Source organism: Candidatus Nitrosopumilus sp. bin_6a (assembly GCF_054095695.1).
In genome coordinates this window covers 55208-80576 of record NZ_JBSWSR010000005.1, presented here as the reverse complement: position 1 = coordinate 80576, position 25369 = coordinate 55208, and the positions used below count along the sequence as shown (strand labels likewise).

29 protein-coding genes and 1 tRNA gene are annotated in these 25369 nt (G+C 35.0%); 17 read left to right on the top strand and 13 right to left on the bottom strand.

Annotation, left to right across the window (positions count from 1 at the left end; translation table 11 throughout):
- Positions 1-49 precede the first annotated feature (49 nt).
- Genes ACW9XA_RS06180 through ACW9XA_RS06155 form a run of 6 tightly spaced genes read left to right on the top strand, consistent with a single transcriptional unit; the run spans position 50 to position 5075 of the window.
- Positions 50-1216: a LeuA family protein gene (locus tag ACW9XA_RS06180; protein WP_300325500.1), complete on the top strand. Its 1167-nt coding sequence runs from the start codon at positions 50-52 to the stop codon at positions 1214-1216.
- A 22-nt stretch (positions 1217-1238) separates the two neighbouring features.
- Positions 1239-1406: an alpha-aminoadipate/glutamate carrier protein LysW/ArgW gene (gene lysW/argW / locus ACW9XA_RS06175; protein WP_457763496.1), complete on the top strand. Its 168-nt coding sequence runs from the start codon at positions 1239-1241 to the stop codon at positions 1404-1406.
- Positions 1403-2245, top strand: coding sequence for a lysine biosynthesis protein LysX (lysX, locus tag ACW9XA_RS06170; protein WP_457763495.1), 843 nt, complete (start codon positions 1403-1405; stop codon positions 2243-2245). The genes lysW/argW and lysX overlap by 4 nt, the downstream gene beginning before the upstream one ends.
- 3 nt (positions 2246-2248) lie before the next feature.
- On the top strand, positions 2249-3376 hold the full coding sequence (locus ACW9XA_RS06165; protein ID WP_457763494.1) for a M20/M25/M40 family metallo-hydrolase: 1128 nt from the start codon (positions 2249-2251) through the stop codon (positions 3374-3376).
- A complete protein-coding gene (gene dph5 / locus ACW9XA_RS06160; RefSeq protein WP_457763493.1) occupies positions 3376-4413 on the top strand; it encodes a diphthine synthase in 1038 nt (345 codons plus the stop codon). Before ACW9XA_RS06165 ends, dph5 begins: the two co-directional genes overlap by 1 nt.
- A 44-nt stretch (positions 4414-4457) precedes the next feature.
- Positions 4458-5075, top strand: a complete 618-nt coding sequence (locus tag ACW9XA_RS06155; protein WP_457763492.1) for an adenylyltransferase/cytidyltransferase family protein — start codon at positions 4458-4460, stop codon at positions 5073-5075.
- On the opposite strand, the gene ACW9XA_RS06150 is transcribed toward ACW9XA_RS06155, so the two are convergent.
- The 5 genes from ACW9XA_RS06150 to ACW9XA_RS06130 form a co-directional block, all read right to left on the bottom strand.
- Positions 5072-5755, bottom strand: a complete 684-nt coding sequence (locus ACW9XA_RS06150) for a DUF120 domain-containing protein (RefSeq protein ID WP_457763491.1) — start codon at positions 5753-5755, stop codon at positions 5072-5074. The genes ACW9XA_RS06155 and ACW9XA_RS06150 overlap by 4 nt on opposite strands.
- Positions 5756-5762: 7 nt before the next feature.
- Entirely contained in the window at positions 5763-6908 is a 1146-nt protein-coding gene (gene dnaG / locus ACW9XA_RS06145; RefSeq protein WP_457763490.1) for a DNA primase DnaG, read from the bottom strand.
- A gap of 154 nt (positions 6909-7062) precedes the next feature.
- Positions 7063-7413, bottom strand: coding sequence for an iron-sulfur cluster insertion protein ErpA (erpA, locus tag ACW9XA_RS06140; RefSeq protein WP_457763489.1), 351 nt, complete (start codon positions 7411-7413; stop codon positions 7063-7065).
- 89 nt (positions 7414-7502) lie between these two features.
- Positions 7503-7904: a CBS domain-containing protein gene (locus tag ACW9XA_RS06135; protein WP_457763488.1), complete on the bottom strand. Its 402-nt coding sequence runs from the start codon at positions 7902-7904 to the stop codon at positions 7503-7505.
- A gap of 47 nt (positions 7905-7951) precedes the next feature.
- A complete protein-coding gene (locus ACW9XA_RS06130) occupies positions 7952-8485 on the bottom strand; it encodes a hypothetical protein (RefSeq protein ID WP_457763487.1) in 534 nt (177 codons plus the stop codon).
- On the opposite strand from ACW9XA_RS06130, the gene ACW9XA_RS06125 reads away from it, so the two are divergent.
- Positions 8484-8843 (top strand): cupredoxin domain-containing protein, encoded by a 360-nt coding sequence (locus tag ACW9XA_RS06125; RefSeq protein ID WP_457763486.1) that lies wholly within the window; start codon positions 8484-8486, stop codon positions 8841-8843. The two genes, ACW9XA_RS06130 and ACW9XA_RS06125, sit on opposite strands and share 2 nt — an antisense overlap.
- A gap of 54 nt (positions 8844-8897) precedes the next feature.
- On the opposite strand, the gene ACW9XA_RS06120 is transcribed toward ACW9XA_RS06125, so the two are convergent.
- The 4 genes from ACW9XA_RS06120 to ACW9XA_RS06105 are packed head-to-tail and all read right to left on the bottom strand — an operon-like array spanning position 8898 to position 12683.
- Positions 8898-9659, bottom strand: a complete 762-nt coding sequence (locus ACW9XA_RS06120) for an enoyl-CoA hydratase/isomerase family protein (protein ID WP_457763485.1) — start codon at positions 9657-9659, stop codon at positions 8898-8900.
- Between the two features lie 36 nt (positions 9660-9695).
- Complete coding sequence (locus ACW9XA_RS06115; RefSeq protein ID WP_457763484.1) at positions 9696-11813, bottom strand: 3-hydroxypropionate--CoA ligase; 2118 nt, start codon at positions 11811-11813, stop codon at positions 9696-9698.
- A 42-nt stretch (positions 11814-11855) separates the two neighbouring features.
- Positions 11856-12539 carry a type 1 glutamine amidotransferase gene (locus ACW9XA_RS06110; RefSeq protein WP_457763483.1) on the bottom strand — a complete coding sequence of 228 codons (684 nt, stop codon included), beginning with the start codon at positions 12537-12539 and terminating at the stop codon, positions 11856-11858.
- Positions 12540-12542: 3 nt separating this feature from the next.
- Complete coding sequence (locus tag ACW9XA_RS06105; RefSeq protein WP_457763482.1) at positions 12543-12683, bottom strand: hypothetical protein; 141 nt, start codon at positions 12681-12683, stop codon at positions 12543-12545.
- Between the two features lie 84 nt (positions 12684-12767).
- Between ACW9XA_RS06105 and ACW9XA_RS06100 the strand changes: the two genes are divergently transcribed.
- Positions 12768-13145 carry a toprim domain-containing protein gene (locus ACW9XA_RS06100; RefSeq protein WP_457763481.1) on the top strand — a complete coding sequence of 126 codons (378 nt, stop codon included), beginning with the start codon at positions 12768-12770 and terminating at the stop codon, positions 13143-13145.
- Positions 13146-13147: 2 nt separating this feature from the next.
- Here the strand turns inward: ACW9XA_RS06100 and ACW9XA_RS06095 are convergent, their stop codons facing one another.
- Together ACW9XA_RS06095 and ACW9XA_RS06090 are read right to left on the bottom strand one after the other, a co-directional pair.
- Positions 13148-14422: a Glu/Leu/Phe/Val family dehydrogenase gene (locus ACW9XA_RS06095; RefSeq protein ID WP_457763480.1), complete on the bottom strand. Its 1275-nt coding sequence runs from the start codon at positions 14420-14422 to the stop codon at positions 13148-13150.
- A 72-nt stretch (positions 14423-14494) separates the two neighbouring features.
- A complete protein-coding gene (locus ACW9XA_RS06090) occupies positions 14495-14878 on the bottom strand; it encodes an ArsR/SmtB family transcription factor (protein ID WP_457763479.1) in 384 nt (127 codons plus the stop codon).
- Positions 14879-15090: 212 nt separating this feature from the next.
- Here ACW9XA_RS06090 and ACW9XA_RS06085 point away from each other — a divergent pair, with 212 nt between their 5' ends.
- From ACW9XA_RS06085 to ACW9XA_RS06070, 4 genes are all read left to right on the top strand, one after another.
- The gene (locus ACW9XA_RS06085; RefSeq protein ID WP_457763478.1) at positions 15091-15729 is read left to right on the top strand and encodes a hypothetical protein; all 639 of its coding nucleotides are present in this window, start codon (positions 15091-15093) and stop codon (positions 15727-15729) included.
- Positions 15730-15821: 92 nt separating this feature from the next.
- The gene (locus tag ACW9XA_RS06080; RefSeq protein WP_457763477.1) at positions 15822-16544 is read left to right on the top strand and encodes an archaeal proteasome endopeptidase complex subunit alpha; all 723 of its coding nucleotides are present in this window, start codon (positions 15822-15824) and stop codon (positions 16542-16544) included.
- 49 nt (positions 16545-16593) lie between these two features.
- Entirely contained in the window at positions 16594-17283 is a 690-nt protein-coding gene (locus ACW9XA_RS06075) for a class I SAM-dependent methyltransferase (protein ID WP_457763476.1), read from the top strand.
- A complete protein-coding gene (locus ACW9XA_RS06070; RefSeq protein WP_457763475.1) occupies positions 17280-18434 on the top strand; it encodes an MFS transporter in 1155 nt (384 codons plus the stop codon). The genes ACW9XA_RS06075 and ACW9XA_RS06070 overlap by 4 nt, the downstream gene beginning before the upstream one ends.
- Here ACW9XA_RS06070 and ACW9XA_RS06065 read toward each other — a convergent pair.
- Positions 18431-18625, bottom strand: coding sequence for a P-II family nitrogen regulator (locus ACW9XA_RS06065; protein WP_457763474.1), 195 nt, complete (start codon positions 18623-18625; stop codon positions 18431-18433). The genes ACW9XA_RS06070 and ACW9XA_RS06065 overlap by 4 nt on opposite strands.
- A 94-nt stretch (positions 18626-18719) precedes the next feature.
- Between ACW9XA_RS06065 and ACW9XA_RS06060 the strand changes: the two genes are divergently transcribed.
- The gene (locus ACW9XA_RS06060; RefSeq protein WP_457763473.1) at positions 18720-19067 is read left to right on the top strand and encodes a Sec-independent protein translocase subunit TatA/TatB; all 348 of its coding nucleotides are present in this window, start codon (positions 18720-18722) and stop codon (positions 19065-19067) included.
- A gap of 1 nt (position 19068) precedes the next feature.
- On the opposite strand, the gene ACW9XA_RS06055 is transcribed toward ACW9XA_RS06060, so the two are convergent.
- On the bottom strand, positions 19069-19884 hold the full coding sequence (locus tag ACW9XA_RS06055) for a DNA-methyltransferase (RefSeq protein ID WP_457763472.1): 816 nt from the start codon (positions 19882-19884) through the stop codon (positions 19069-19071).
- Positions 19885-19939: 55 nt separating this feature from the next.
- Here ACW9XA_RS06055 and ACW9XA_RS06050 point away from each other — a divergent pair, with 55 nt between their 5' ends.
- From ACW9XA_RS06050 to ACW9XA_RS06035, 4 genes are all read left to right on the top strand, one after another.
- Positions 19940-22450: a DEAD/DEAH box helicase gene (locus ACW9XA_RS06050; RefSeq protein ID WP_457763471.1), complete on the top strand. Its 2511-nt coding sequence runs from the start codon at positions 19940-19942 to the stop codon at positions 22448-22450.
- A gap of 42 nt (positions 22451-22492) precedes the next feature.
- Positions 22493-23320 carry an SDR family oxidoreductase gene (locus ACW9XA_RS06045; protein WP_457763470.1) on the top strand — a complete coding sequence of 276 codons (828 nt, stop codon included), beginning with the start codon at positions 22493-22495 and terminating at the stop codon, positions 23318-23320.
- A gap of 78 nt (positions 23321-23398) precedes the next feature.
- Positions 23399-25054, top strand: coding sequence for a DNA topoisomerase I (locus ACW9XA_RS06040; RefSeq protein ID WP_457763469.1), 1656 nt, complete (start codon positions 23399-23401; stop codon positions 25052-25054).
- A gap of 43 nt (positions 25055-25097) precedes the next feature.
- Positions 25098-25212 (top strand) — tRNA-Met (locus ACW9XA_RS06035).
- Positions 25213-25369 lie beyond the last annotated feature (157 nt).

Here is a 25369-nt window from a genome sequence, read left to right as displayed (position 1 = left end):
GTTAGTACGAATATGTTTATATCATCAATTTTATGTAACGATTTCTGTAATGAAAGATCCGAATCACTATGCAAATCTGTATAATGCATACGACAAAAATCCAAAGAAAATCAGAATTTTGGACAGTACACTGAGAGAAGGAGAACAACATCCAGGTGTTTCATTTACAAACAAACAAAGAATTCAGATTGCATGGATGCTTGATTATTTCGGAGTAGATCAAATTGAAATTTCCCCAGTAGTTTCAAATGATCACAAAGAGGCAACTAAAACAATAATCAAACAAGGATTAAAGGCAGATATTGTCTCTCATGGTAGAGCACTAAAAGAAGACATCGACACTTCATTAGATTGTGATGCAAAGTGGTGTGCAGCATATTTAGGAATTTCAGATATTCATCTTAAAGACAAATTAAGAATTTCAAGAGAAGAAGCACTTGAGAGAGCAGTTGAAACAGTAGAGTATGCAAAATCTCATGGATTAAAAATTAGATTTACAGTTGAAGACGGAAGTAGAGCAGAGCCGGAATTTTTACTCAAAGTGTGTAAAGCTATTGAAGAAGCAGGAGTAGACAGAATAAGCCTACCAGACACTGTCGGGATTTTACGTCCAATTGGAATGTACAACTTTGTTAAAAAAGTAAGAGAAGTAGTAGATGTTCCATTAGATGCACATGTTCATAATGACATTGGTTTTGCAGTTGCTAATGCATTCTCAGCATGTGATGCAGGAGTTGATCAAATTCACACCACAATTGATGGCATTGGAGAAAGAACAGGAATTCCTCCACTTGCTGAAGTTGCAGTGGCATTAACCTATCTTTACAAATCACCAAATGATTTCAGATTAGACATGTTACTTGATTTGTCTAGATTAATTGAAGAATACACCTCAATCAAACCATACGATTCTAAACCAATTGTAGGTTCATCGGCATACAAACACAAGGCAGGTACACATCTTGCTGCAATTCTCAAGAATCCTGCTGCCTATGAACCAATTCCTCCTAGAGCAGTTGGAAATAGAAGACGAATAGTATTTGGAGAACTAGCTGGAAAAACAGGTGCAGCATACTTGATGTCATTATTAGGACTGGAAAAAGACGACGAAGGTGCAAAAGCAGTTGCCGCAGGATTAAAGGGTCTAAGAATGGGTGATCTAATAGAGATCCCACTAGAAGACAGACTTGAAAAAAAGATAATTAATGATAAATAAAGAGGAATAATGAAGAGATAATATGTCAAAATGTGAAGAATGTGATGCAGATATTTCTGTCCCAAGTGATGCACTTGAAGGAGAAATCATAACATGTCCAGAATGTGGAGCAAGTTTTGAACTAGCTAAAGGTTCAAACGGTTTCGATCTAAAGCCTGCCCAAACGGTTGGCGAGGATTGGGGACAGTGAGTCCTGACGTTACCATTCTTTACGATACCATCCGTTGGGAAGAAAAAGCTCTGCTAGAAGCAGGTAAAAAAAAGAACATCAATATTCAGATGGTTGATTGTAAGAAACTGGCAATAGATTTAGAAAAGAAACCCGAAGACTATGGTGTTGTAATTCAAAGATGTGTTAGTTATTATAGAAATCTTCATTCAACTGCAGCTCTTGAAGGAATCGGTGTTAAAGTAATTAATTGTCTTAACACAGGAGTTTTTGCAGGAAATAAATTATTCACACATATGTTACTAAAAAAATTCGGAGTGCCAACACCGGATGCAACTGTGGCATTTTCAAAAGAAGCAGCTTTGCAAGCATTAGATTCACAGGGATATCCAAAAGTAATCAAGCCAACAGTTGGTAGTTGGGGCAGATTAATTTCAAAATTAAATGACAGAGATGCAGCTGAAGGAATTATTGAAAGTAGAGAAAACATGTATCCAATTTATCAAGTACATTATTTGGAAGAATTTGTAAAAAGACCTCCAAGAGACATCAGAGCAATTATGGTAGGAGACAAAATAGTAGCTGCAATTTATCGTTCTTCTAAACATTGGAAAACTAACATGGCATTAGGAGGAACAGCTGATCCGTGTAAAGTTACGCAGGAAATGGAGGAAATGTGTATCAAGGCAAAACATGCAATTCAAGGAGATATCGTAGGTGTAGATTTAATGGAAAGTGATGAGAAAGGGCTCGTGGTGCACGAAGTAAACAATACGACAGAATACAAAAACACAGTAAGAGTTTGCGAAGTAGACATTCCTTCCTTAATGCTAGATTACGCGCTAAATATAGAAAAGTAAGAATTGGACAGCAATTTCACAATAACACCAAGGTTTGCAGTAAAGATGCTAGAAAAGTCACTCAGACTATACACACCATCATTGAGTGAAAAACCAATGGCAGAATTTTTAGCTGACAAATGTGATGATTTAGGTTTTGAAGACATTCAGATTGATGAAGTTGGCAACATCATAGCAAAGAAAGGTTCAGGTTCTCCAAAAATCATGCTATGTGGACATATGGATGTAGTCCCAGGAAAAGTCAAAGTTAGAAAAGAAGGAGATTCATTGTATGGCAGAGGTGCATCAGATGCCAAAGCACCATTAATGGCAATGTTGTTTGCTGCAGCATCAATTCAAAACAACAACGGAACCGTGTTTTTTGTAGGAGCTGTAGACGAAGAAGGCAATGCCACTGGAATTAAAAATCTTGTAAAGAAAAAGATGGGAATTGATTATGCAGTTTTTGGAGAACCAAGTGGAATTAAACAAGTGACTATTGCATACAAAGGAAGACTTGCAATCAATCTCAAAATCAGTGTTGATGATAGTTCTCATGCAAGTGCACCATGGCTTTCAAAAAATGCAATTCAAGAATCAATGATTTTTGTAAAAGAGCTTAAAGATAGATTAGAAGCAAATCAAGAGAGTAGAAGCAAAGGAATGCTACTTACAGTTACCATGACAGAAATCAAAGGTGGAACAAGTCATAACGTGACACCAAAAGATTGTGAGACTACATTTGACATTAGAATTCCTGTAGACATGAACTGCAAAACCATTGAGCAAAAAATTGCAACTTTGGTGAAAGAAATTGCCCAGGAAAGAGAAGTTGAAGCATTTTATTCGATTCTTGATGAAACAGAGCCATTTGAGGCATCTCACACATCCCCATTGGTCAGAGCATTTACTCTTGGAATTATGGAAGTAGAACATTCAAGACCAACTCTTATCAGAAAAACAGGTACAGGAGACATGAATGTTTTAGGAAATCAATGGAATATTCCTGTAGTGACATATGGTCCAGGGGATCCACATGAGGCCCATACAATTGATGAAAAAGTCTCAATTGATGAATATTTGAGAGGAATTGAAATTCTCAAGAAAACACTACAGCATTTAAAAAGACTACACGATAGAAAATTGCAGTAATGCTCTGGTTTGTAGGTTTAGGAATTTCGGGATTCAAATCAATTCCAAGTGAGGCATTAGATGTTTTATCAAAAGCAGATATTGTTTACTTGGAACAATTTACCAGTCCAATTGGAAAATCAGATTTAACAAAGATAAAAAATGCTACAAAAGGAGAATTCAAACTGGCAAAAAGATGGCTTGTTGAAGACGGCAGTGAAATTTTAAAAAATGCAAAGAAAAAGAAGGTGGTATTATTAGCATATGGGGATCCATACATTGCAACAACTCACATTGAATTAAGAACAAGAGCCATTGAAGAAAAAATCAAGACACAGTCAATTCATGCATCCTCATCACTCACTTCTATGATAGGAGAATGCGGTTTGCATTTTTACAAAGTGGGAAGAATTGCAACAATTATGAGCGAAATGAAATCTTTGACAACTCCATATTATGTAATATACAAAAATATCATAGAGGGAAATCACACAGTACTTCTTTTAGAATATAATCAAGACAAAGACTTTTTCCTGGATCCAAAGGATGCATTAAATGGACTCTTAGAAACTGAAAAAGGACAGATAAGAAATGTAATTGATTCATCAACATATGTCATAGTTGCTTCAAGAATAGGATTCAAAGATCAATCCATCATTTCAGGAAAAATATCTAGTTTAAAGAAAATAGATTTTGGAAAGCCTCCCCATACAGTAATAATTCCAGGAAGATTGCATTTTACAGAATCAGATGCATTGAAAATACTAGGTCAATGTATAGACGAACCATTTGATAATACAGAAAAAACAAAAAAGATTTCAATTCAAATGATGAAAAAATATGTCCCAATGGTAAGAGAAGCACTTGAGGAGGTGGAGCCCTTATACAAAGGCCAGAAAGAATTCCAAATTATTTTAGAAAATGCTGAACTATATGTCAAAGATGCAGAAAAATTTCTTGAAGATGGTCAAGATGAGGTAGCAATATTGAGTATTGGTTATGCAGATGGTCTTGTTGACGCATTGAGATTAGCAAAAGGCCTTGAACCAAAGATGTAATTTTTAGCGATGAATTAAAGAGAGGGTCAAAAATAGAAAAAATATTGGAGCAGAGTGAAAAAACCATCTTATCCATCATGTATGTATGTCAGATTGAAGGAAAAGAAGCATTTGAAATAATCAAGAAAAAGACCATGTTTTCTAAAGACGTGATTGATTCGAAAATTGATGAATTAATTAAAAATCAATTAGTAAACAAAGATAGAAAAACACTCACTAATGCAGGGAGAAATTCATTATGTGTAGTTTTAGCAGGGGGAGTTTTTGATATTATTCATCCAGGCCACATTTACACATTAAACGCAGCAAAAGAACTAGGAGACGTACTAGTTGTAGTAGTGGCAACTGACAATACAGCAGTAAAGATGAAGAAAAGAAGACCACTGCATTCCCAAGAACAAAGACAAGAATTGGTAAATTCATTGTCAATGGTAGATCTTTGTTTAATTGGTCAGGAAGATGATATTTTCAAAACAGTGAATCACGTCAAACCACAAATTATTGCACTAGGATATGATCAGGTGCATCAGGAGAAATTCATTACAGAAGGATGTAAGAAAATTGAGCTTGATGCAAAAGTTGCAAGGTTACAGTCACCAATACCTGAAAGTTCAAGCTCTAAAATTCAAAAAGAGTATGGCGAATCCATTCATGGGATTTAGGAATCTATTGGAATTTTGATTGATACCTTAGAGCCATCTTTTAATTTAGCAATTTTTCTCAGACAAGTTTTTGAAATTAATTCTATTATAGAATCATCATGATGTGTACGCTCTAAAATTATCAGTTCACAGTTTGCAGAGTTATTCAGTTTTGCATTAAAGCATTTAACCCACCCATAGGTTCTTTTTCCATCAGAGAAGCTCTTAATTTTTACACCATCCAAAGTTTCAAATTGTTTGATTGCTTCTTGATGGATTTTTTGATCTAGTTTGACATTAAGAGTTCCAGGATATGGAACATAACCTATTTTTGATTCGAATTGTTTTGTATAACCTTTCAAGCCCATATAGTATGCACCTTCACCCATTCCAGAAACTAGTGTACCCTTGAGTTCAACATGAGAGGGTGAAGAATCAAGGCTTTTTTGTAAAATTGCAGAAAGTTTTACCATTTCAGAGAATCCTTTTGGAGTAATTTTGACTGAAATATTTCTGCCATTAATTATCCTCTCAATGAATTGATTTTGTTCTAATTCAAGGAGATGTTTTGAGGCAGCTTGTTGTGATTTTTTTATGTTTTTACCCAATGAAGATGTAGTTATAGAAACATAGTTGTATTTTGCACCTTTTGAGAGTAAATATGAAAGAGTTAGGATGTGCTGAATCTTTAGTTCAGTCATCTATATTCTAAGATACACCAAGGTCGCCGAATGTTTTCAGTGTCATACCATCAGAATTTGATAGCTTTGCCACTCTATGACCAATCACACATTCAACGCCAGCATTTTTAGCGCCTTCTAAAAGTCTCTGGGTGATAATCCCATCCAATAGAAGATATTTGATTCCTGATTGAGAGGATAATTTGCTTACAACTTCGCTGATTGGAACTTTGAAAATCTCATTCTGATCACTATCTAATGCAACTGCTTCAAGGGTTTCATTGAGATTAGGATATACTTTTGCTGCCATTTCAGCTACAGGTTTATCATCTTCACTTTTTAGTTTAGGTGCAGGTTTTCCTTCTTTAATCTCATCAGCAATAGGTCTTAGTATTTCATCAATTCTTTGTGGAGTTAATTCTTCAACTTCAACACCGGTATCTGCTTGAAGTGCATAGTCTAATGTTACAAGAGATTTGAGTTCTTTTAGAATGAATCCGCCAGATCTGTCACCATCAAGGAATGCAACTACAGTTTCCTTTGAATCACACAATTCTTTTATTGATTCATCAATTTTAGCACCTTCAATTGCAAGAACGTTGTCATATCCAGCTCGTAAGAGATTGATTACATCTGCTCTTCCTTCAACTAGAATAACCCAATTAGAATTAGCAAGACCTGAACTACATGTTAATTTTGATGGACCATATGTGGATAGTTTTCCAGCATCGCCTTGATGAACATCATTTAGCATGCTTTCACCTTCACTAACAGTTTTGGTTGCCCATTTTTGTTTAATTTCTTTAGCACGTCTTACAATATCATCTTTCTTTGCAGCTCGTACATCATCTATTGCTTCTAACTTGAATTTACAATCAAACGGACCTACTTTGTCAATACTTTCTATACCTGCTGCAATTAATGCACATGTATCAATATCAGTACTCATTGGAATTAATGCATCACCATTGGTAGTGTTTGATGTAGATTTTGCATTTACTTCAATGCGACCTACTTTAGAAACTCGTTGCAGTTCATTCAGATTCATCTCAGGGCCTAACAGTCCTTCTGTTTGGCCAAAGATGGCTCCGATTATATCTGCTCTTTCAACGAGTCCATCGACTTCATAGGAAAGTTTAACGTGATATTTGACAATTCCTGATTTACCGGACATAAGTTCATCTCCTTTATTATCATAATTTTGGTCTCTGCTTTCGATATATGAGGGTATCGCAAAAAAAGATATCAAAAATAGTAAAATTTTCAAGAAATATTGGCTTCATAGCAATCGCTATAAGAAAATAAAAATGAAAAATTATGAAAATTGTTTATTCAGTGCTAAAGGAGTGACCGCATGAACAGGATTTTGTGACATTTGGATTGTTAATTTTGAATCCAGAACCCATTAGGCTTTCAATATAGTCTACGTTTGCACCTTGCAAATGATCAACGCTATAGCTGTCAACTAGAAGTTTGACGCCATTTTCTTCTAAGACAATGTCATCTTCTTCTGGTGATTTTTCAAAACCCATTCCATATGATAGACCAGAACAACCGCCACCTTGAACGTATACTCTAAGGAATTCAGGGGCTTCTGCTTCTTCTTTCATAAATTCTTGGATCTTTTCAGCTGCTTTTGCGGTAACTGTGATCATTTTTTGTGTTTGCTCAGTTGCCATAATAATGAAAAAAGACGGTTCAAATTATAATAAGCTTTTCCCACCTGACACACTAGTAATTCAAGAAATTGGCACGCATATCGCGATTTCTAGTTATCAGTAATATGTTTGACTAAATCACTAGACGTTAAAATTCCAACAATCTTGTCATCATCAATAACAGGCAATTTTCTAACATTTCTAGTAGACATCAAATCAGACGCCTCCCATAAATCAGAATCAGAATCAATTGAGATAAGAGGAGAAGACATTATTCTTCTAACAGGAGTGTCAATAGGATAAGAATGGGCAGTTACTTTTATTGCAAAATCCCTGTCAGTTACAATTCCAACAGGAAGATTATTTTCCAAAACTATTACGGCCCCAACTCCTGCATCTTCCATCATTTTTGCAGCATCAGTGGCAGTAGCAGAAGAGTCAACTGAAATGATGGAATTTCTCATAATTTGTTTTACACGGATTTTTTGATGAACAGAATCAGATGAACTCATCGATGAATACTATGGAACAAGAGATATTTCAAAGGATTTATTGAATTTCAATTGTGATAATCATGTTCGTTAAAATCAGAACCTAATGAGACAGATAGAATTACCGTGTTATCAGTGGTCTGAAATGTTAATTCTTTTTCAGGTAAGAAATTACGAAAGACCTGAGTCAGTAATTGTTCAGTAAAAACAGACCACTTCAATCCTAAATCATGCTGAATCAAAAATGTGTGCATGTCACCTTCTACTCGATGTTCAGAATTCATCCCAGATGCTCTCATGTAATCTTCTAATGTTTCAATACATCTTTTCAAATCATACCCACCTTTGATAAACAAAACAGTATCCTTGATCATTGGAAACATCAAAGTAATTATTTCATCAATATCTTTTCCATCTAATTCTCCTCCTAATGCTTCAAGAATTCCTTTTGGGACGGGAATCATTCCAATTTCAATATTAGCAATTTTATTAATTTCATTTTCTCTAAATTTTGCAAGTGCAGAACCAGTTCCAGATTGGGTAAAAAATACGGCACTATGGTATGGTGAAGGCATTGTTTCAGAGGCAGAATTTCTAAACATGATAAAATTTTTGATAGAAAATAATGTAATTGTCATAGAAACTTTAGAGAAGCAAGTACCCAAAGTTTCAAATGCAGAAATATTCATTCCTAATGGAAACTTTGATGTCACTGGTGCAGGATTCTATTCTCCATTAAACCTCGAGATTCCAGCAGGTACAACAGTCACATGGATAAATGATGATTCTGTACCTCATAACATCCAAAGTATTGGGGAGAAAGGAAAGGTCATACAATTGTTTAACAGTCCACCATTGAATACAGGAGACAAATTTGAATTTACATTTGAAGAATCAGGGGTTTACAATTACTTTTGTTCATTCCACCCATGGAGGGTTGGAGTAGTAACAGTATCTTAAAGATAGAAAAAACTCAAAAAATAATTAATAAAATAAGAAAGAAATTAGAAATAGCTATTTCTTTGACTTGTTGACAAATGCTGTCATTCTCTCTTCGCGGTCGGGATGAGTAAAGCAGTTTCTCCAAGCAAGAAGTTCTATTGCAAGACCAGTATCAAGGTCTGCGTTTCTTCCCTTGTTGATTGCAACTTTAGACATCTGAACACCCATGGTAGAGTTTCCAGCTATTTGCTGTGCCATTTTCAAAGCCTCTTCTTGTAAAGATGCAAGAGGAACTACTTGGTTTACGAGACCAATTTCTTTTGCTTCTTCGGCTTTGATCATTTTACCAGTATAGACAAGTTCTTTTGCCTTTGCTATTCCCACAATTCTCATTAATCTTTGAGTACCACCCCATCCAGGAGGGATACCAATTGTTACTTCTGGTTGACCTAGTCTAGCAGTATCTGCTGCTATTCTAATATCACAAGACATTGCAAGTTCACAACCTCCACCTAGTGCAAAACCATTAACTGCTGCAATAGTTGGTTGTTTAACCAATTCTACAGTTTCAGTAACAAGCTGACCTGTCTTTGCATATTCAACTGATTCATCTGCAGAGATTTTAGACATGTATTCAATATCTGCACCAGCAGAAAATGCCTTTTCTCCTTCACCAGTCAAAATGATAACTTTGACGTCATCATTATGGTTTAGTTCTTCAAAAGTTTTGATTAGTTCTTTTGCAACATCAGTATTCATAGCATTGAGTTTGTCAGGTCTGTTAATTTTGACAGTACAAATGCCATCAGAAGTAGATGTGGTAACTAGTGACATGAAAATTTGTCATGTCATGTGAGACTTAAATGTTATCTATTTTTTAGAAATTTTGCCCCATTGATATAATGCAGCGGCAGCTGCTACCCAAGTTCTTAGATCTTGGTATACTGGGACATTGTGTTTTTCAATTAATTTAATCATTTTTTCAGTATACGGACCACCATTGCCACCAGCTAAAAGAGGCTTCTTTCTTTTCTTTTGGAAGTCAGCTAGATGATCAACAATTGTTTCTTCTAAAGGATCATCTTGAAATACAAACCAAGGCATTGCGATATCGACATTTTTGTCATCCATGAATTGCTGAATGACAAATCTATAATCTTCTGCAGTTGCACCACCACCAACATCTGCTGGATTACCATTATGAATAGGGACAGCAGGTGGGAAATGTGCTTTCATTTTTTTAACATTTTCTGGAGATAGTTTTCCTATTGTAAGATTGAATTTTTCTAGTTGATCAATTCCACCAATCATTGGGCCAGCACCATTACTAGTCATTGCTACTTTGCTACCTTTTGCTGGAGGTTGCCATGCAAGTGCCTTTAAGACCCCTGCTAATTCTTGATAACTTTCAACTGAAATAATTCCTGCTTGTTTGAATGCGCCCATGATGATTGCATTTGAACCTCCAAGTGAGCCGGTATGGGATGCAGCTTGTTTTGCACCGGCAGCAGTTCTTCCACTCTTCCAAATCACAATTGGTTTGTTTTTCTCTTTCATTACACGTTTTGCAACATTGATGAATTTTCTACCATCTCCGAATCCTTCAACATATAACCCAATTACTTTAGTTTGAGGATCATTTGCAGCATACCAAATCATATCTGCTTCATCAACGTCAGAACGATTACCAAAACTGATCATCTTAGATAAGCCAAATACATCTGCAGATTCTAACATACTAATTCCCATGGTTCCACTTTGTGAGAAAAATGCCACAGGGCCTAATTTTGAACGTAGCATTCTTTCTTGTCCTTGGAATGCACAGTCAAGGCGATTAGCAGCGTTGAACATTCCGATACAGTTAGGACCAATAATTCGGATTTTGTATTTTTTAGATAATCTTGCAACTTCAGCTTCATAATCTGCTCTTTCTCCACCAAGTTCTTTTCCTCCACCAGATACAATTACCACACTACGAACTCCTTTCTTTGCACAATCCTCTAAAACAGGAGGAGTCATTGACAAATCAACTGAGATTACAACAAGATCAAGATCTCCAGGAACTGCAGCAACGGATGGATAGCATTTTTGTCCAAAGATTTCATCAGCTTTTGGATTAATTGGATATACTTTTCCTTTAAAATCATAATTTACTAAACTGTCCAAGATTGAATTGCCAATCTTTCCTGGACTTGCTGATGCTCCAACAAGTGCAACAGTTTTTGGTGTAAAGAATGTCTCCATGGACTCGATGTTTGGTTTTGCCTTTGAAATGGAATTTTTCTTTATCTCTTTATTTAGAATAATTTTTGCATCAACTACAAAATGTGATTTTGGGTATACTATCACAGGGTTAAAGTCAATGCTGTTAATGTAATCTGCATTTTCAACACCCAATTTTCCAATATCCACCAACATTTTTGCAACCATGTTAGTATCAATTGGTTCACTTCCTCTGAATCCTTTGAGGAGTTTTGAGCCTTTAAGTTCATTTAACATAGATTTTGCGTCTGAAGTTGTTATCGGAAGCATTCTAAATGCAACATCTTTCATAACTTCAGTCATAATACCACCCAATCCCACCATAATGATTGGACCAAATTGGGAATCATTTTGAATACCTACAATTAATTCGACACCTTTTGGAACCATCTTTTCCAAAAGAATTCCTTTAACATCAACACCCTTCTTTTTAGATAATCTGCCATACATGTCAGTGAATGTCTTTTTGACATCAGCCACATTATCTAATCCGACTTTGACTCCACCAACATCTGTTTTGTGTAAAATTTGTGGAGATACTACTTTCATAACAAGTGGAAAACCAATCTTCTTTGCTTGTTTTGCTGCATCTTCTGCAGAAGTCACTAACGCATATGGAGGTACTTTAACACCATAAGTTTTGAGAATTGATTTTGATGTTTCTTCAGTGATGACTTTGTGATCAGTTTGGATAACTTCATCGAAAATTTTCTTAACTGCTGTCATCGTTCGATCGGTAAAATCAAAACTCAGTATATTAAACTTTGGTCAAAGATCAAATGATGTTTTGAAATTGTTGTAAAAATTCTTCATATTTGATTTTACAATTGAAATATTTTCATCTATATCAGAGCGAATTTTTTGTGGATCAATGTATGGGATTTCCTTTAGTCTTTCTTCTGTATTGTCAAGCCATAGATTTACCATATCCTCATTTACTTCTAGATGAAATTGTAATCCAGTAGCGCTCTTATACTGAAAAGCTTGATTTGGATAATTCTTAGATGAGGCCAATCTGATAGAACCTTCAGGCAAATCAAAGGTATCGCCATGCCAATGAAATACAGTAAATGGGTTTTGAAAACCTGAAAATAATTTAGAGTTATTATCAACTTTCAAATCATTGTAAAAGCCAATTTCTTTTTCTGGACCAGCATACACTTTGGCCCCAAATGTTTTAGCAATTAATTGAGAGCCCAAACAAATTCCAAGTACAGGGATGTTCTTATCAACAGAGTTTTTGATTAATCGTTGTTCTGCTTGGAGGTATGGCAAATCATCATTTGCACTTTCAGGAGCGCCTAAAATTACAACTAGAGAGAAATTTTCGTCTGGAAGTTTTTCATGTTTTGCATCAACAGATATGATGTCAAATCCATCTTTTCGTAAAAGATCACCCAAATATCCTGAACCTTCAACTCGGGTATTTTGCACAAGTAATACTTTAGACATCTTCTAAACGTCTTGTCCTGTCACTACCCACTCGAGACATCTAAGAACGCCTTGATAGTATTTCATAGCATCCATGGATTCTGATTTTACTAATCTCTCTTCAATCTCTTTTCTATATTCGGCAATTTCTGTTTCAGTTTTCATTTGATTTCATTAACTTGTCATAGCGAATTAATTTATTGGTTTTCAACAAGGTGTATTTTAATAAGTGAAAATAGATTTTAGATTGTGTTAGTATCAGAGCAAGAGATTTTTGAACTAAAAAAATTTGTATTTGAATTAAATTCGATAGAGAATGGTGCAGTAGTCGTTGAAGGAAAGCGAGACTCTAATGCATTAAAAAAACTGGGTTTCACTGGAAAAGTTTTAGAGTTTCACAGGTTTGCTGGAATGATTGATTTTGCAGATTCTGTTGTAAAACATGAAAGACTGATTATTCTTTTTGACAGAGATAGAAAAGGAAGAATTCTAACTGGAAAAACAATTCAATTACTACAAAGAAGAACAAAAGTCGATCTTTCTTTCAAAAGAAAACTCCGTATAATTACAAAAGGAAAGATAATGTTTATCGAACAGTTAAGAAGTTACGAATCTTTTCTAGCCTAAGATTATGGCCAGATGCCTTTTTGGTCAAATGCTTCAAGAACTCTTTCTACAGCTAAAACCATGGTTGCCTTTCTCATGTCAATTTTGTGCTTTTTACTAAGTTCATATGCGTCTTTGAATCCCTTTGTGATGTTTTTCTCCATCTTGTTTGCAACCTCATCAAAGCTCCAATAATATCCCATATTGTTTTGTACCCATTCCAAGTAGGAGATACAAACACCACCAGAATTTGCCAAGATATCAGGAATTACTAGAATCTTCTTTTGATAAATGATAGGATCTGCTTCTGGTAATGTTGGACCGTTTGCAGCTTCTGCAATAATTTTACATTGGAGATTCTTTGCAATTTTTGCATCAATTTGATTCTCTAATGCACCTGGAACTAGAATATCACATTTTGTAGTAAGTAATTCTTCAGTTGAGATTTTTGTACTTCCTGGAAATCCAACAACTGAGCCTTTCTTTTCTTTATGTGCTAAAATTGCACTAACCTTTGCACCTTTTGGAATTGAAATTGAACCTTTAGAATCACTAACAGCAATTACTTTAGCACCCATTTTTTCAAGATATTCACCTGCAAATGTTGATGCATTGCCAAATCCTTGCAAAACAACTTTTGCACCTTTAAGAGAAATTTTCAAAGCCTTTGCAGCTTCTCTGACAGTGTATGCTGCGCCCAATCCAGTTGCAACATTTCTTGCAAGTGAGCCGCCCATAGAAATTGGTTTTCCAGTAATTACACCTGGAGAATATACATTGCCGTTTAGTTTGCTAAAAGTATCCATGATTTGAGTCATTTCTTTTCCTGTAGTGTAAACATCTGGTGCGGGAATGTCCTTGCCTGGACCAATAATTTCAGAAATTTTGTATGCAAATCCTCTAGTAAGTCTCTCTAGTTCACCTTCACTGAGTTTCTCAGTTTTTGGATTAACATAGATTGCACCTTTACCTCCACCAAGAGGAACATCTACGATTGCACATTTCCAAGTCATCCATGAAGAAAGTGCCATGACTTCACGTTCCATGTATTCCACTCCACCTTCTGGATCAAAGTAACGAATACCACCTTTGTATGGACCTCGATCATTGTTATGTTGACTTCTAAAACCTGTGAAAACTCTAATTTTACCATTATCCATTTTAACTGGAATTTTAACTCTCAAAACTTTATTTGGCATTGCCAAATATTCACGTAATTCTTTGTCTTTGATTCCGATGATATCACATGCATCATTAACTTGTTTTGTTGCATTAGCAAAAGGATCATTTTTGACCAAGATATTTTTTCAATCTGTGCATATTATATTAACTTTAGTTCAAATTTTTAGATCGCAAATTGACAAACCATATCAGATATAGATTTTGGAGTGATTCATTTTTCTATCCAGTTTGTCAATTGCTTCATCAAGTGCGCCAATGTTAATTTCAAGGAAATTAGACAAGTGAAATATTGCACCATATTTTTCGCCAATTTTTAAAACCATATTATTTTTCTCAAGCACTTTCATGTGATGCTGAACAGCCTTGTAATCAAGTTCAAGTTTTTGTGCTAGTTGATGGGTATTATATGGTTGATCTAACAAATGAATAATTATTCGTAAACGTGTAAAGCCACCTCTTGTACTTGTAAACAAGTATAGCAAGAGTTTCCTGGTCTGCTTGTCGGTCTTTCTTTGAGTAGAAGACTGTCTTGATCTAATGATTTCTTTGAATTCTAGTAGTTGATTGGACATATCTGAAATTAATAAAATCAATTTTACTTAAAACAGTATTTCCAGATCATATCCAAATTGACAGTTTATGCCTAATAAGATGCCTTTAGAGAGGACAAGATAATGATACTATAATTTTGCAATATCCTTGTAGTAAAATGATGGTGCAATCAGAAGAGATTCTATTCTAAAAGTAGAATCATTTATGAGTTAATAAAAAAGAAAATTTTCAATTGAAATATCTGATAATTTTTTCCGTATTACTTTTAGTTAGTCCGGCATTTGCACAAAGCCCATTCCGAGATACAGCAGGTTTAACAAAAAATGGGATAGAATGGTGTGAAGAAAATTATCAACTATACAAAATGATTGGGAATGACTTTTTTGAACACCATCAACATTCAATTGAATCAAGATTATGTGGTAATCTCTACAACGATGAACTATGGACATATTCAGAATATGACAGATATCAAAAACTAATCGAACAAAGTAGAATTTACTATCATCTGGAGATTCAAGAAAGCACTGAAGAAGCCAAAGAAGGGAAGATAGACACCAAACCGATAAACATCAAAGAGATCCCACAAGAAATTGCACAACAACAAAAAGAGATAGCAAAGGCAGTAGAATTACAAGTTATCGAAAAACAAGATGCAGTGTGTGACCCAGGAGCAATTTATCAAGACGGAATATGCATTATAAATCCAAAACTAGATCCAATTGCGACACCAGACAATGATTATGATGAGGAGTTAGTCTACAAGGTAGTTTTGTCAGCAGTAATTATTGGCAGTATTGTTGGATGGGTTTATGCTAGGAGGAAAAAATCCTTTAAATTTTTCAATAGATCTAAAATTTTAAAAAAATGATACTGTAATACACATATTGGATATGCTTGATCTTCCCCATATTCAGGCAAGACAATTACCCTTAAATTGACTGAGAATGAACTCGTGATATTATGATGGCATCACGCGGTTACGATATGACCCCTACCATGTATTCTCCAGATGGTAGAATTTACCAAGTCGAATATGCAATTGAGACTGTAAAAAGAGGCACACTAGCCATTGGTATCAAAAGCAAGGATGGTGTAATCATGGCAGTTGAAGAAAAACCCCGTACTTTACAAACTAGTAATGTTACACAGAAAATTTTTCAAGTTGACTATCACATCGGTGTTGCTGCAGCAGGATATATTCCAGATGCACGTGTTCAAGTAGATGGTGCAAGATTCTTCTCACAAGGAAACAGAATGACATATGATGAATCTGTTGAAGTGGCAACAGTTGCCAAACATCTAGCAGACCAAGCTCATCAATTTACACAGTATGGAGGAGTTCGTCCAAATGGTGTTTCAATGATTATTGCAGGAATTGATCAAAAAGGAGAATCAATCTATGTAACAGATCCTAGCGGAACATATGTTCAATTTGCAGCAGTTGCAATCGGTGCAGGTTCTGATGATGTTAATGCATTTTTAGAAAAACATTACAAAGATGATTTGAGTTTAGAAGACGCGGCATCATTAGCAATAGCAGCAATTAATCTTAAAGCAGAAACAAAAGAGGGAATCAATCACATAAAAATGGCAAAAATTACATCCGAGGCAAAAATATTTGAAAAAGTTTCGGAATCGGATTTACAAAATTATTCTCAAAACGCATCAAAATTTGCTCCATAGAAATTTTGATTTGCAAACTATTCAAACAAGCATACTGAGACGATAGATTATGGGTTTAGGAAGTTATTGGGGAGAAGTAATGGAAGTACTTCGAGAGATCATTCCAATTTATGATAAAGTAAATTCCATAATTTCACTTGGCAAAGATCAAGAGCATCGAATCAGAGGAATTTCGCAAAGAGTAGTTGCAGGTAACAAAATTTTGGATGCAGGTTCAGGATTTGGAAACATGTCAAAAACCGCAATGAAGTTAACTGATGGAAAAATTTCAATTACGCTGTATGATCCGCTTGTACCCATGCTAAAAAATACGGGCACGTTTTTTGAAAGAACTCCAGATATGGCAAATGGTGTTTTTGAACATATCCCATTTAAAGACGAAGAATTTGATGCAGTGTTGTGTGGTTATTCATTAAGAGACGCAATTAATTTGAGAATTGCAATATCGGAGATACATAGAGTGTTAAAAAAAGACGGAAGATTTGTAATAGTAGATTTGGGAAAACCTGATGAAGCATTTTTCCGAGCTGGTGTCTCATTTTATCTCAGATGTATTTTGCCGATTCTTGCATTTGCTGCAGGTGGAAGACTGGGATTAAAGTTCGGTACACTATATGGAACATACAAAAGATGGCCTCAAAACAAAAAACTAGAACAGTTGATTTTAGAAAAATTCTCAAGAGTGGAATTTGAGAAAGATCTTATGGGCGGGGCAATAATGGTTGCCGCATACAAATGAATAGGGTTCTCATACTTGTTAACATCACAGGATTAATCATTGGAATTTCATATGGATTACACGGTCCAATTCTTCCAGTATTTGCAAAAAATATCATAGGTGCCACATATTCTGAACTTGGATTAATTGGATTAACAAATTTCATTCCATACATGTTCATCCCATTGTTTGTAGGAATTTTACTAGACAGGATTAACAACGGATACTTGTTAAGTTTAGGGGCTGCAATTAATTCAGCGTCAATTTATCTCCTATCAATTGCACAATCAGTTCCAGAAATAATGGGATTCAGAATCATGACAGGTATAGCACATGCATTTTTTTGGCCCCCATGTGAAGCCATTATTTCAAATGAAAGCTCAGAAGAGAACAGAGTAAAGCACATTTCATGGTTTACGATGTTTTTCGTAATTGGATTTATGGTAGGACCGCTACTTGGAACAGTATTCCTTGAAGGATTAGACATAACATACAGGACTTTATTCCAAATTGCAGCATTTATTCTAGCAGCTGCAATAATTTCTTCACTTTTAGCCTCAAGAAAAAGTGTAAAGAAACATCATGAGAGATTTTCGTTTTCTTCAATAAAAGAAATGAAGCGATTTCCAGAAGTAATAATATTATTGATTTTCTGTACTTCTTCTTTTGGGATTATCCTTACAATCTATCCGGCATTTCTCAACGATAATGGAATGTCTGCAACAGATATTTTATTACTATATTTTGTTTTTGGGATTTCACGAGTGGTATCTCTTGCATTTGCAGGAAAATTTGCAAGAAATACAAGTCAAACTTTGATTGCAGGAACCATTGCAGTATCTATAGGATTGGCAATATCTATTGTTGCAGATTCAATCATTACTTTTGGAATTGCATTAGTTCTAATGGGATTTGGATTTAGCATATTTTTCCCATTAACTCTGGAAATAATTTTGAGTAAAACCAGTAAGAAAATTTCAGGCAAAATTATCGGTGCATATGAAACAGTTTTTGGCATGGGTTGGGCAATAGGACCAACTATAGGAGGACCAATGACACAAACATTTGGGAATGAAGCACCATATCTCATTTTTTGTATTATAGGAATTGGAATTGCAATATTTGCAATAAAGGTTAGAAAGAAACTAGAGCCGCAGAAAATCTTGAATTAGATATCCATTGTTCCGCGTTTTTTGTTGCAAATATCAAGTGCATCTGCTATTTCAGTTACAAAGACTTTGCCATCACCTTTAGTTCCAGTGCAAACAACTTTTTTGATAGCATCAATTACTGCATCTTTAGTTCCTGCTGGGCGATTGCTTCTACTTTTTTCATAAAAATTATGTTCCGAATTTATTAACAACAAGTCCTTCTCATGAATGAGATCAACTACAAATCATTGATTCAGGCACAAACACAGGCATTACGTTTAATTTCAAATTAGACAAAATCAAGACATGATTGATTATTCATTGAATATAGGAGGGAGTGAATGGATGATCATAATTTTTGTCGCACTTGTTTTGATTTTAGGTACAGGAAAACTTCCAGGAGCTGCAAGGAAAATGGGTCAGGCAGTTAACGAATACAATAAAGCCAAAAACGAGATTCAAGACCACATCAAAGAAGCAACTGAAGAAACGCCTAGAATTTCAGGACCTGTTGAAACAGAACGGGAAAAGTTAGAAATGATTGCAAAATCAGCAGGGATAAAAATTGGAGAAAAAACAGATGACGAGTTAAGAGAGAGCATAGCCTTGAAAATAGGGCAAAAAGTGAAGGATGAACCTGAAAAGAAAGAATAGTCTATTTTGATTTTTTAATTCTGTATGTATCAGTGTCTAGTCTTTTTTTAGCAAATTTGTAATATTCTGGAACTATTTCAAAACCAATGTATCTTCTTTTCATAGATTTGCTAACTACTGCAACTTGACCTGAACCAATAAACGGATCAAATACAATATCATTCCTTTCACTTGAATATTCCAGTAATTTTTTAATTATTTCAGAAGGTAGTTTCGTGGGAGTTTTTTCATCACCTGTCCAATATTCTCTTTTGATATCCCAAACATCTTCCTTGTCTTTGTAATGAAGGCTACGTCCATCACCAGTTTTTTCGTCTTTTTCAAATCTAGAGAATGGGAAAAATTTTCGTTTCTTGTCATCTTTGCAAACATATAGACAGTGATAGTGCGAGGTTACAAACTTCCTTTTAGTGACAACACCAAATTGGTATTTCCAAATTATGTGATTTACAGTAGTAAATCCAACATCATCTAATGCGCGTAAAATATCTTTAAGGTTATTCCATCCTGAAAACACATACATGCTTCCTGAATCTTTTAGAATTCGAAAAACCTCACTCATCCAAGAAAATGTAAAATCATAATAGTCCTTAGGTTTGATTTCATTATACCCAGACAATACACGGGAAGATGTTCTGTTATAATTTGCCTTTTTTGCCTGAAAATTGATGGCAAAAGGAGGATCAGTTATGACAAGATCAACTTTATTTTTGGGGATTAAATTCATCCCTTCAATGCAATTTTGATTGTAAATATTGTTGATTTCTATTTTTTTCAATTTTAAATTCAAACCCCATACCCATCTTAATAATGTCATGGAGCAAAATACCTGTCAAACAATAAATCATCAAGTATTTCTTATCAAATAGATCTTGAAGTTCTCATGCCCTAAATGCAAGTCAAAAATTGAAATTCAAAAAACATTCAACAAAAAAATGCATGTTTCATGTGAAAAATGTGGCATTGAAGATCTTTTAGAATTCTCAAAGAATCCAGATGAAGTATTTTTAGAATTTCTTTCAAGATACGACAAAGGACTAGTGACAGTCAAGGGATTATCTGAAGGACTCAAAGAAGAGGGAATCGTAAGAGACGAAAAAGAAATCAAGAAAATGATTGGGGAAAACAATCCAGATAAAATCACAGAAGAAATCCTATACTCAAAAAAAGACTATATCTCAGAATACAAAGTTTTGAGCAATCCTGAGCCTAAAATGGGCTGCAAAGTGGAAGATTTAGGACTAGATGAATCCATAACAGATCATCTCAAAGAATTGAAGATAGAGAAATTCTATAAATTTCAACAAGACGCTATTGAGGAGATAATATTTGGAGAGAATGTCGTCATTGAGGCACCTACGGCATCTGGAAAAACAGAAGCATTTTTGATTCCAGTTATTCAAAGAATAAAAAAAGATTCAAGTAAAGGCAATGTTTTTGCAATTTTTGTATATCCAACTAAAGCATTATCACGTGATCAATATCCAAAAATTCAAAAATTTGCAGAAAAAATTGGTACCACAGTCAAAGTATTTGACGGAGATACAAAATTAGAAGAACGCAGAGAAATAATAGACAACCCTCCCCATATTCTAATTACAAATTTTGATGTTCTACACTATCACATGTGGCACCAAACAAAATTTTCATCATTGTTAACGTCAACTAGAATTCTTGTAACAGATGAAGCTCATGTGTACTCTGGAATTTTTGGAACAAATGTTCATTACATTATAAAAAGACTAAAAAGAATTTGCACTGACAAATTACAATTTGTTGCAGCTTCTGCAACGCTTGATGATGCAGAAAAATTCTGTCAGCAGCTGTTTGGTGAAAATATGCAAAAAATTCAAGGTTCAGGTAAAAAAGGAAAAACAGATTTTGCAATGTTGTTTCCATCACTTCGAACGCAGAGATCTCTAATGGTTGAATTGACAAAAAAACTAACACAAAAGAATCACAAGACAATGATTTTCAATAATTCGCATCTAAATTCTGAATTACTGGCAATACAGGCAAAAAAACAAAGGGTAAACATCAAAGTTCACAGAGCAGGGCTGATGGCAAACTATAGAGCATCAGTTGAAAGACAATTCAAAGAAGGGAATTTACAAGCAATTTCATGCACTCCTACGCTTGAACTAGGCATAGATGTGGGCAATGTAGACTGTGTAATATCATCTACCATTCCAGTAAACAGGCTAATTCAAAGAATAGGAAGGGCTGCAAGGAAGGGTCAAAGAGGGTATGCATTTTTGGCATTAGGAAATGACCCAATATCACAATACTACAAGAATCATCCAGATGACTATTTTGAAGACATTGAAAAAACATACATCGATCCCAAGAATCCCTTTGTTGAAGAATTCCAGGTGTTGGCAATGGCATGTGACAGGCCAATATCAAAGCACGAATTAAAAGAACATCAAGAAGTAATCGAACGTCACATCATTAATGAAAATCTAAAGGAATTCAACAATAGAATCATCCCGAATTTTGATAAAATCAATACGATGTTAAATGATTACAGCATTAGAGGGATTGGAAAATCAATAGATATTTTTCTGGAAGGGAAAAAAGTAGGGGACAGGGTATTGCCAATTGCATTAGAAGAACTTCACAAAGATGCAATCTATTTTCTAGCAGGTGTACGTTACAGGGTAAAAGAATTTGATTATCCAAAAAACAACTATGCGAAACTAGAACGAATTCCAAGAGACTATCCATACTATACAAAATCACTTACAGAAGAATGGCCAACTATTGAAACTGTCTTTGAGAGGAGAAATGCAAATGGAATTGAAATTGCATTTTGTAAATTACACATAGAAAAAAAAGTATACGGCTATGTCAACATCGAATTAGGACAAGAAATAACACAAGGTGAAAAAGTTCAGTTGGACGTTCCATTAGAGTATGATTTTGTTACAAAGGGAATAGTATTCCATGCACCAAGGCCGCTCAAAGTAATTGAGGAGGCGGAAGATGAAGAATATGCAGAAGCCAGCGGATATCATGCAACAGAACATGTTGTGATAGAAGGCAGCAATATGATTACAGGAGGAGTATCACAGGATTTAGGAGGTATATCACTGGGTACATCAGGCTTGATTTTCATCTATGATGGCGCAATAGGCGGAAGTGGCGCAAGTAAGGCACTTTATGACAGATTTGAAAAAGCCCTAGAAAGAAGCATGTTCATAGTAAAGGAATGTCCCTGCAAAAATGAATCAGGATGTCCAAGATGCACATTCTCCTATAGATGCGGCAACAATAATGAATATCTCCACAAATATTCTGCATTGGAAATTTTGGAGAGAATAAATTCAGGTGAAAAAACAGAATTGATAGATCCTATTGAAGGAGACAGGCCCCTAGTATAACAAATCAAAATGGGATAAATATAACAAGAATTTAGAAGAGACATGAAAGTAGCTCTAGTCACAGGTAGTTCGTCAGGAATTGGTTTAGAGACAGCGCTTGCATTAGCAAGAGATGGCTATCATACATTTGCCAGTATGAGAAATACTGAAAAAAGAGGAGAATTAGAGCATGCTGCAAAAAAAGAAAATCTCCCCATAGAAATAATAGAACTTGACGTAGACAAAGAGGAATCAATTGTTTCTGCAATCAAAAAAGTTGTTACAGAGAGAGGAAGATTAGATGTACTTGTTAACAATGCAGGATATGGACAGTTTGGATGTACAGAAGATGTAACAGTTGATGATTTTAGAAAACAATTTGAGACAAATTTTTTCAGTGTTGTGAGAATCATACAAGAAGTTGCACCAATTATGAGAAAACAAAAATCAGGAAACATTATCAATATCAGTTCTGTGGCAGGACGAATGGGACTGCCAGGATCTCCAGCTTATATTAGCTCAAAGTTTGCATTGGAAGGATTAGGAGAGTGTTTAAGGTATGAGCTTGGACAATTTGGAATTAAAACCACGTTAATCGAGCCAGGAGTAATCAAAACAAACTTTTTCAATTCAATGAAAGTTCCAGAATCAAAGGCAGACCCAAAATACAAGGAATTAAGTGACAATATTTTGGCAGGATTGAAAATGATGTCAGAATTGGGCACCCCGCCATCACAGGTTGCAGATGTTGTCATGAAGGCAATACATGATGATGAAATGCTGCCACGATATGTTGTAGGTACAGATGCGGCCATGTTCATGGAGGCAAAAAAGATGAAAACAGACATGGAATTTGAGAAATACCTGAGCAAAGAACTATTTCCCAGATAATATCGTACTTGTACGCTAAATTGATATACAGATAAAGTAGAGTTTTCATCAAAGTCCACAATTTTGAAGTGAAATGATATGAAATGGAAAACTCTACAACACAACGGAATCTTGTTTCCTCCTGCATATGAGGCTCAAGGAATCAAGATAAAGATCAAAGGAGAGACTGTAAATCTTGATCTGACTCAAGAAGAAATGGTATACCAATGGGCAAAAAAGAAAGACACCCCTTATGCCCAAGACAAAGTTTTTCAGAAAAATTTCACTGCGGATTTTGCTAAAACTTTAGATTCAAAATTTAAAAAAATATCATACGAAGACATTGACTTTTCAAATGCTTACAAAATAGTTGACAAAGAAAAAGATCTCAAAGAGATGATGTCTAAAGAGGAAAAGAAAGAGCAGGCAAAAAAAAGAAAAGAGATTCGAGAACAATTGAAAGCAAAATACGGAATTGCCATAATGGATGGAAAAGAAGTAGAAGTTGGAAACTATATGGCAGAGCCCCCAGGAATTTTCATCGGTAGAGGAGAACATCCACTCAGAGGAAAATGGAAGCCACGGGTTACTGCAAAAGATGTAACGCTGAACCTTGGAAAAGAGGCAAAAGTTCCAGAGGGCAAATGGGGCAAAATAATTCATGATAAAGATTCCATGTGGCTTGCAAGTTGGATGGATTTTCTTACGCAGAAAAGAAAGTATGTATGGCTTGCAGATAGTTCTGATCTGAAACAAGGTAGAGATAAAGAAAAGTACGAAAAAGCAACCAAGCTTGAAAAAGAAATTGAAAAAATAAAAAAAGCAATGGTCAAAGATATGAAAGACCCTAAAAAGAGCAATGTTGCTACAGCATGTTATTTGATTTATAGAACTGCAATGAGAGTAGGGGACGAAAAAGATCCTGATGAAGCTGATACTGTAGGTGCAACGACCCTAAGAAAAGAGCACATCAAGATTACTGCAGATACAATAGAATTTGATTTTTTGGGAAAAGATAGTGTAAGATGGCAGGAAACCCTAAAAGCCATTGGGGATGATAAACAATTTCAGGAAAATTTGAAAAAATTAATTGAAAAGAAAAAACCAAATGACGAGATTTTTCACAATATCACGTCAAGGGATGTAAACAAATACTTTTCAGGAATTGTAAAGGGGTTAACTGCCAAAGTGTTTAGAACATATCAAGCCACAACAGTTGTCAAAGACTATCTTGTAAAGCATGATGATATAAAGGGAAAATCTACAACTGAGAAATTATATCATGCAAAATTGGCAAATCTTGAAGCTGCCATAATGTGTAATCACAAAAGAACAATTCCTAAAACATTTGAGCAATCATTGCAAAAGAAAAGAGACACTCTGAAAAAAGTTGAAAAAGAGCAAGCATGGAAAAAAACTCAAGAGACTTTGAAAAAAGTTGAAGCAAGCGAACCTAAAACAGATGCCCAGAAAAAAACAAAAGCAAAAAGAATCAAAACATTAAACGAGCAAATTAAAAAACAAAAAGCAAAACAAAAAGAGAGACTAGAAAAATTAGAGTTGCAAATTGATCTATCTGAAAAAACTAAAGATTACAACATTGGAACATCATTGAGAAATTACATAGATCCTCGTGTTTTCAAAGCATGGACTGATGAAGTAGGTGCAGAATGGGAGAAATTATACACATCTGCATTACAAAAGAAGTTCCTCTGGGTAAAAAATGAGGAAGTATCTTGGAAAGATTTCAAGTGAAATTAGAATCATTTAATTTCCCAAATTTTTAGCCTTATAACATGCCGGGGTAGCTCAGCCTGGTTAGAGTGCCAGTTAATTTGGTAAACTCTAACGGTTCTCCAACTAAGGCAATACTCATAATCTGGAGGTCGCGAGTTCGAAACTCGCCCCCGGCACACACAACTTAGTTTATTACTCCTCCCCGACCTACTGTATAGTCATCAAGTACTAGGCACAAATCAAGACATAGGATCGACATTCACAACTACAAATCAAGAATGATTCTAAAAATTTGGAAAAAGTATGCCTAAATTCCTGTTTTAAAGATAGGCT

Coding starts and splice junctions, on each gene's coding strand:
- ACW9XA_RS06180 (WP_300325500.1), top strand. CDS start 50: ATGAAAGATCCGAATCACTATGCAAATCTGTATAATGCATACGACAAA.
- lysW/argW (WP_457763496.1), top strand. CDS start 1,239: ATGTCAAAATGTGAAGAATGTGATGCAGATATTTCTGTCCCAAGTGAT.
- dph5 (WP_457763493.1), top strand. CDS start 3,376: ATGCTCTGGTTTGTAGGTTTAGGAATTTCGGGATTCAAATCAATTCCA.
- ACW9XA_RS06150 (WP_457763491.1), bottom strand. CDS start 5,755: ATGACTGAACTAAAGATTCAGCACATCCTAACTCTTTCATATTTACTC.
- dnaG (WP_457763490.1), bottom strand. CDS start 6,908: ATGTCCGGTAAATCAGGAATTGTCAAATATCACGTTAAACTTTCCTAT.
- erpA (WP_457763489.1), bottom strand. CDS start 7,413: ATGGCAACTGAGCAAACACAAAAAATGATCACAGTTACCGCAAAAGCA.
- ACW9XA_RS06135 (WP_457763488.1), bottom strand. CDS start 7,904: ATGAGTTCATCTGATTCTGTTCATCAAAAAATCCGTGTAAAACAAATT.
- ACW9XA_RS06125 (WP_457763486.1), top strand. CDS start 8,484: ATGATAAAATTTTTGATAGAAAATAATGTAATTGTCATAGAAACTTTA.
- ACW9XA_RS06130 (WP_457763487.1), bottom strand. CDS start 8,485: ATGTTTAGAAATTCTGCCTCTGAAACAATGCCTTCACCATACCATAGT.
- ACW9XA_RS06120 (WP_457763485.1), bottom strand. CDS start 9,659: ATGTCACTAGTTACCACATCTACTTCTGATGGCATTTGTACTGTCAAA.
- ACW9XA_RS06115 (WP_457763484.1), bottom strand. CDS start 11,813: ATGACAGCAGTTAAGAAAATTTTCGATGAAGTTATCCAAACTGATCAC.
- ACW9XA_RS06110 (WP_457763483.1), bottom strand. CDS start 12,539: ATGTCTAAAGTATTACTTGTGCAAAATACCCGAGTTGAAGGTTCAGGA.
- ACW9XA_RS06105 (WP_457763482.1), bottom strand. CDS start 12,683: ATGAAAACTGAAACAGAAATTGCCGAATATAGAAAAGAGATTGAAGAG.
- ACW9XA_RS06090 (WP_457763479.1), bottom strand. CDS start 14,878: ATGTCCAATCAACTACTAGAATTCAAAGAAATCATTAGATCAAGACAG.
- ACW9XA_RS06080 (WP_457763477.1), top strand. CDS start 15,822: ATGATGGCATCACGCGGTTACGATATGACCCCTACCATGTATTCTCCA.
- ACW9XA_RS06075 (WP_457763476.1), top strand. CDS start 16,594: ATGGGTTTAGGAAGTTATTGGGGAGAAGTAATGGAAGTACTTCGAGAG.
- ACW9XA_RS06070 (WP_457763475.1), top strand. CDS start 17,280: ATGAATAGGGTTCTCATACTTGTTAACATCACAGGATTAATCATTGGA.
- ACW9XA_RS06060 (WP_457763473.1), top strand. CDS start 18,720: ATGATTGATTATTCATTGAATATAGGAGGGAGTGAATGGATGATCATA.
- ACW9XA_RS06055 (WP_457763472.1), bottom strand. CDS start 19,884: ATGACATTATTAAGATGGGTATGGGGTTTGAATTTAAAATTGAAAAAA.
- ACW9XA_RS06045 (WP_457763470.1), top strand. CDS start 22,493: ATGAAAGTAGCTCTAGTCACAGGTAGTTCGTCAGGAATTGGTTTAGAG.
- ACW9XA_RS06040 (WP_457763469.1), top strand. CDS start 23,399: ATGAAATGGAAAACTCTACAACACAACGGAATCTTGTTTCCTCCTGCA.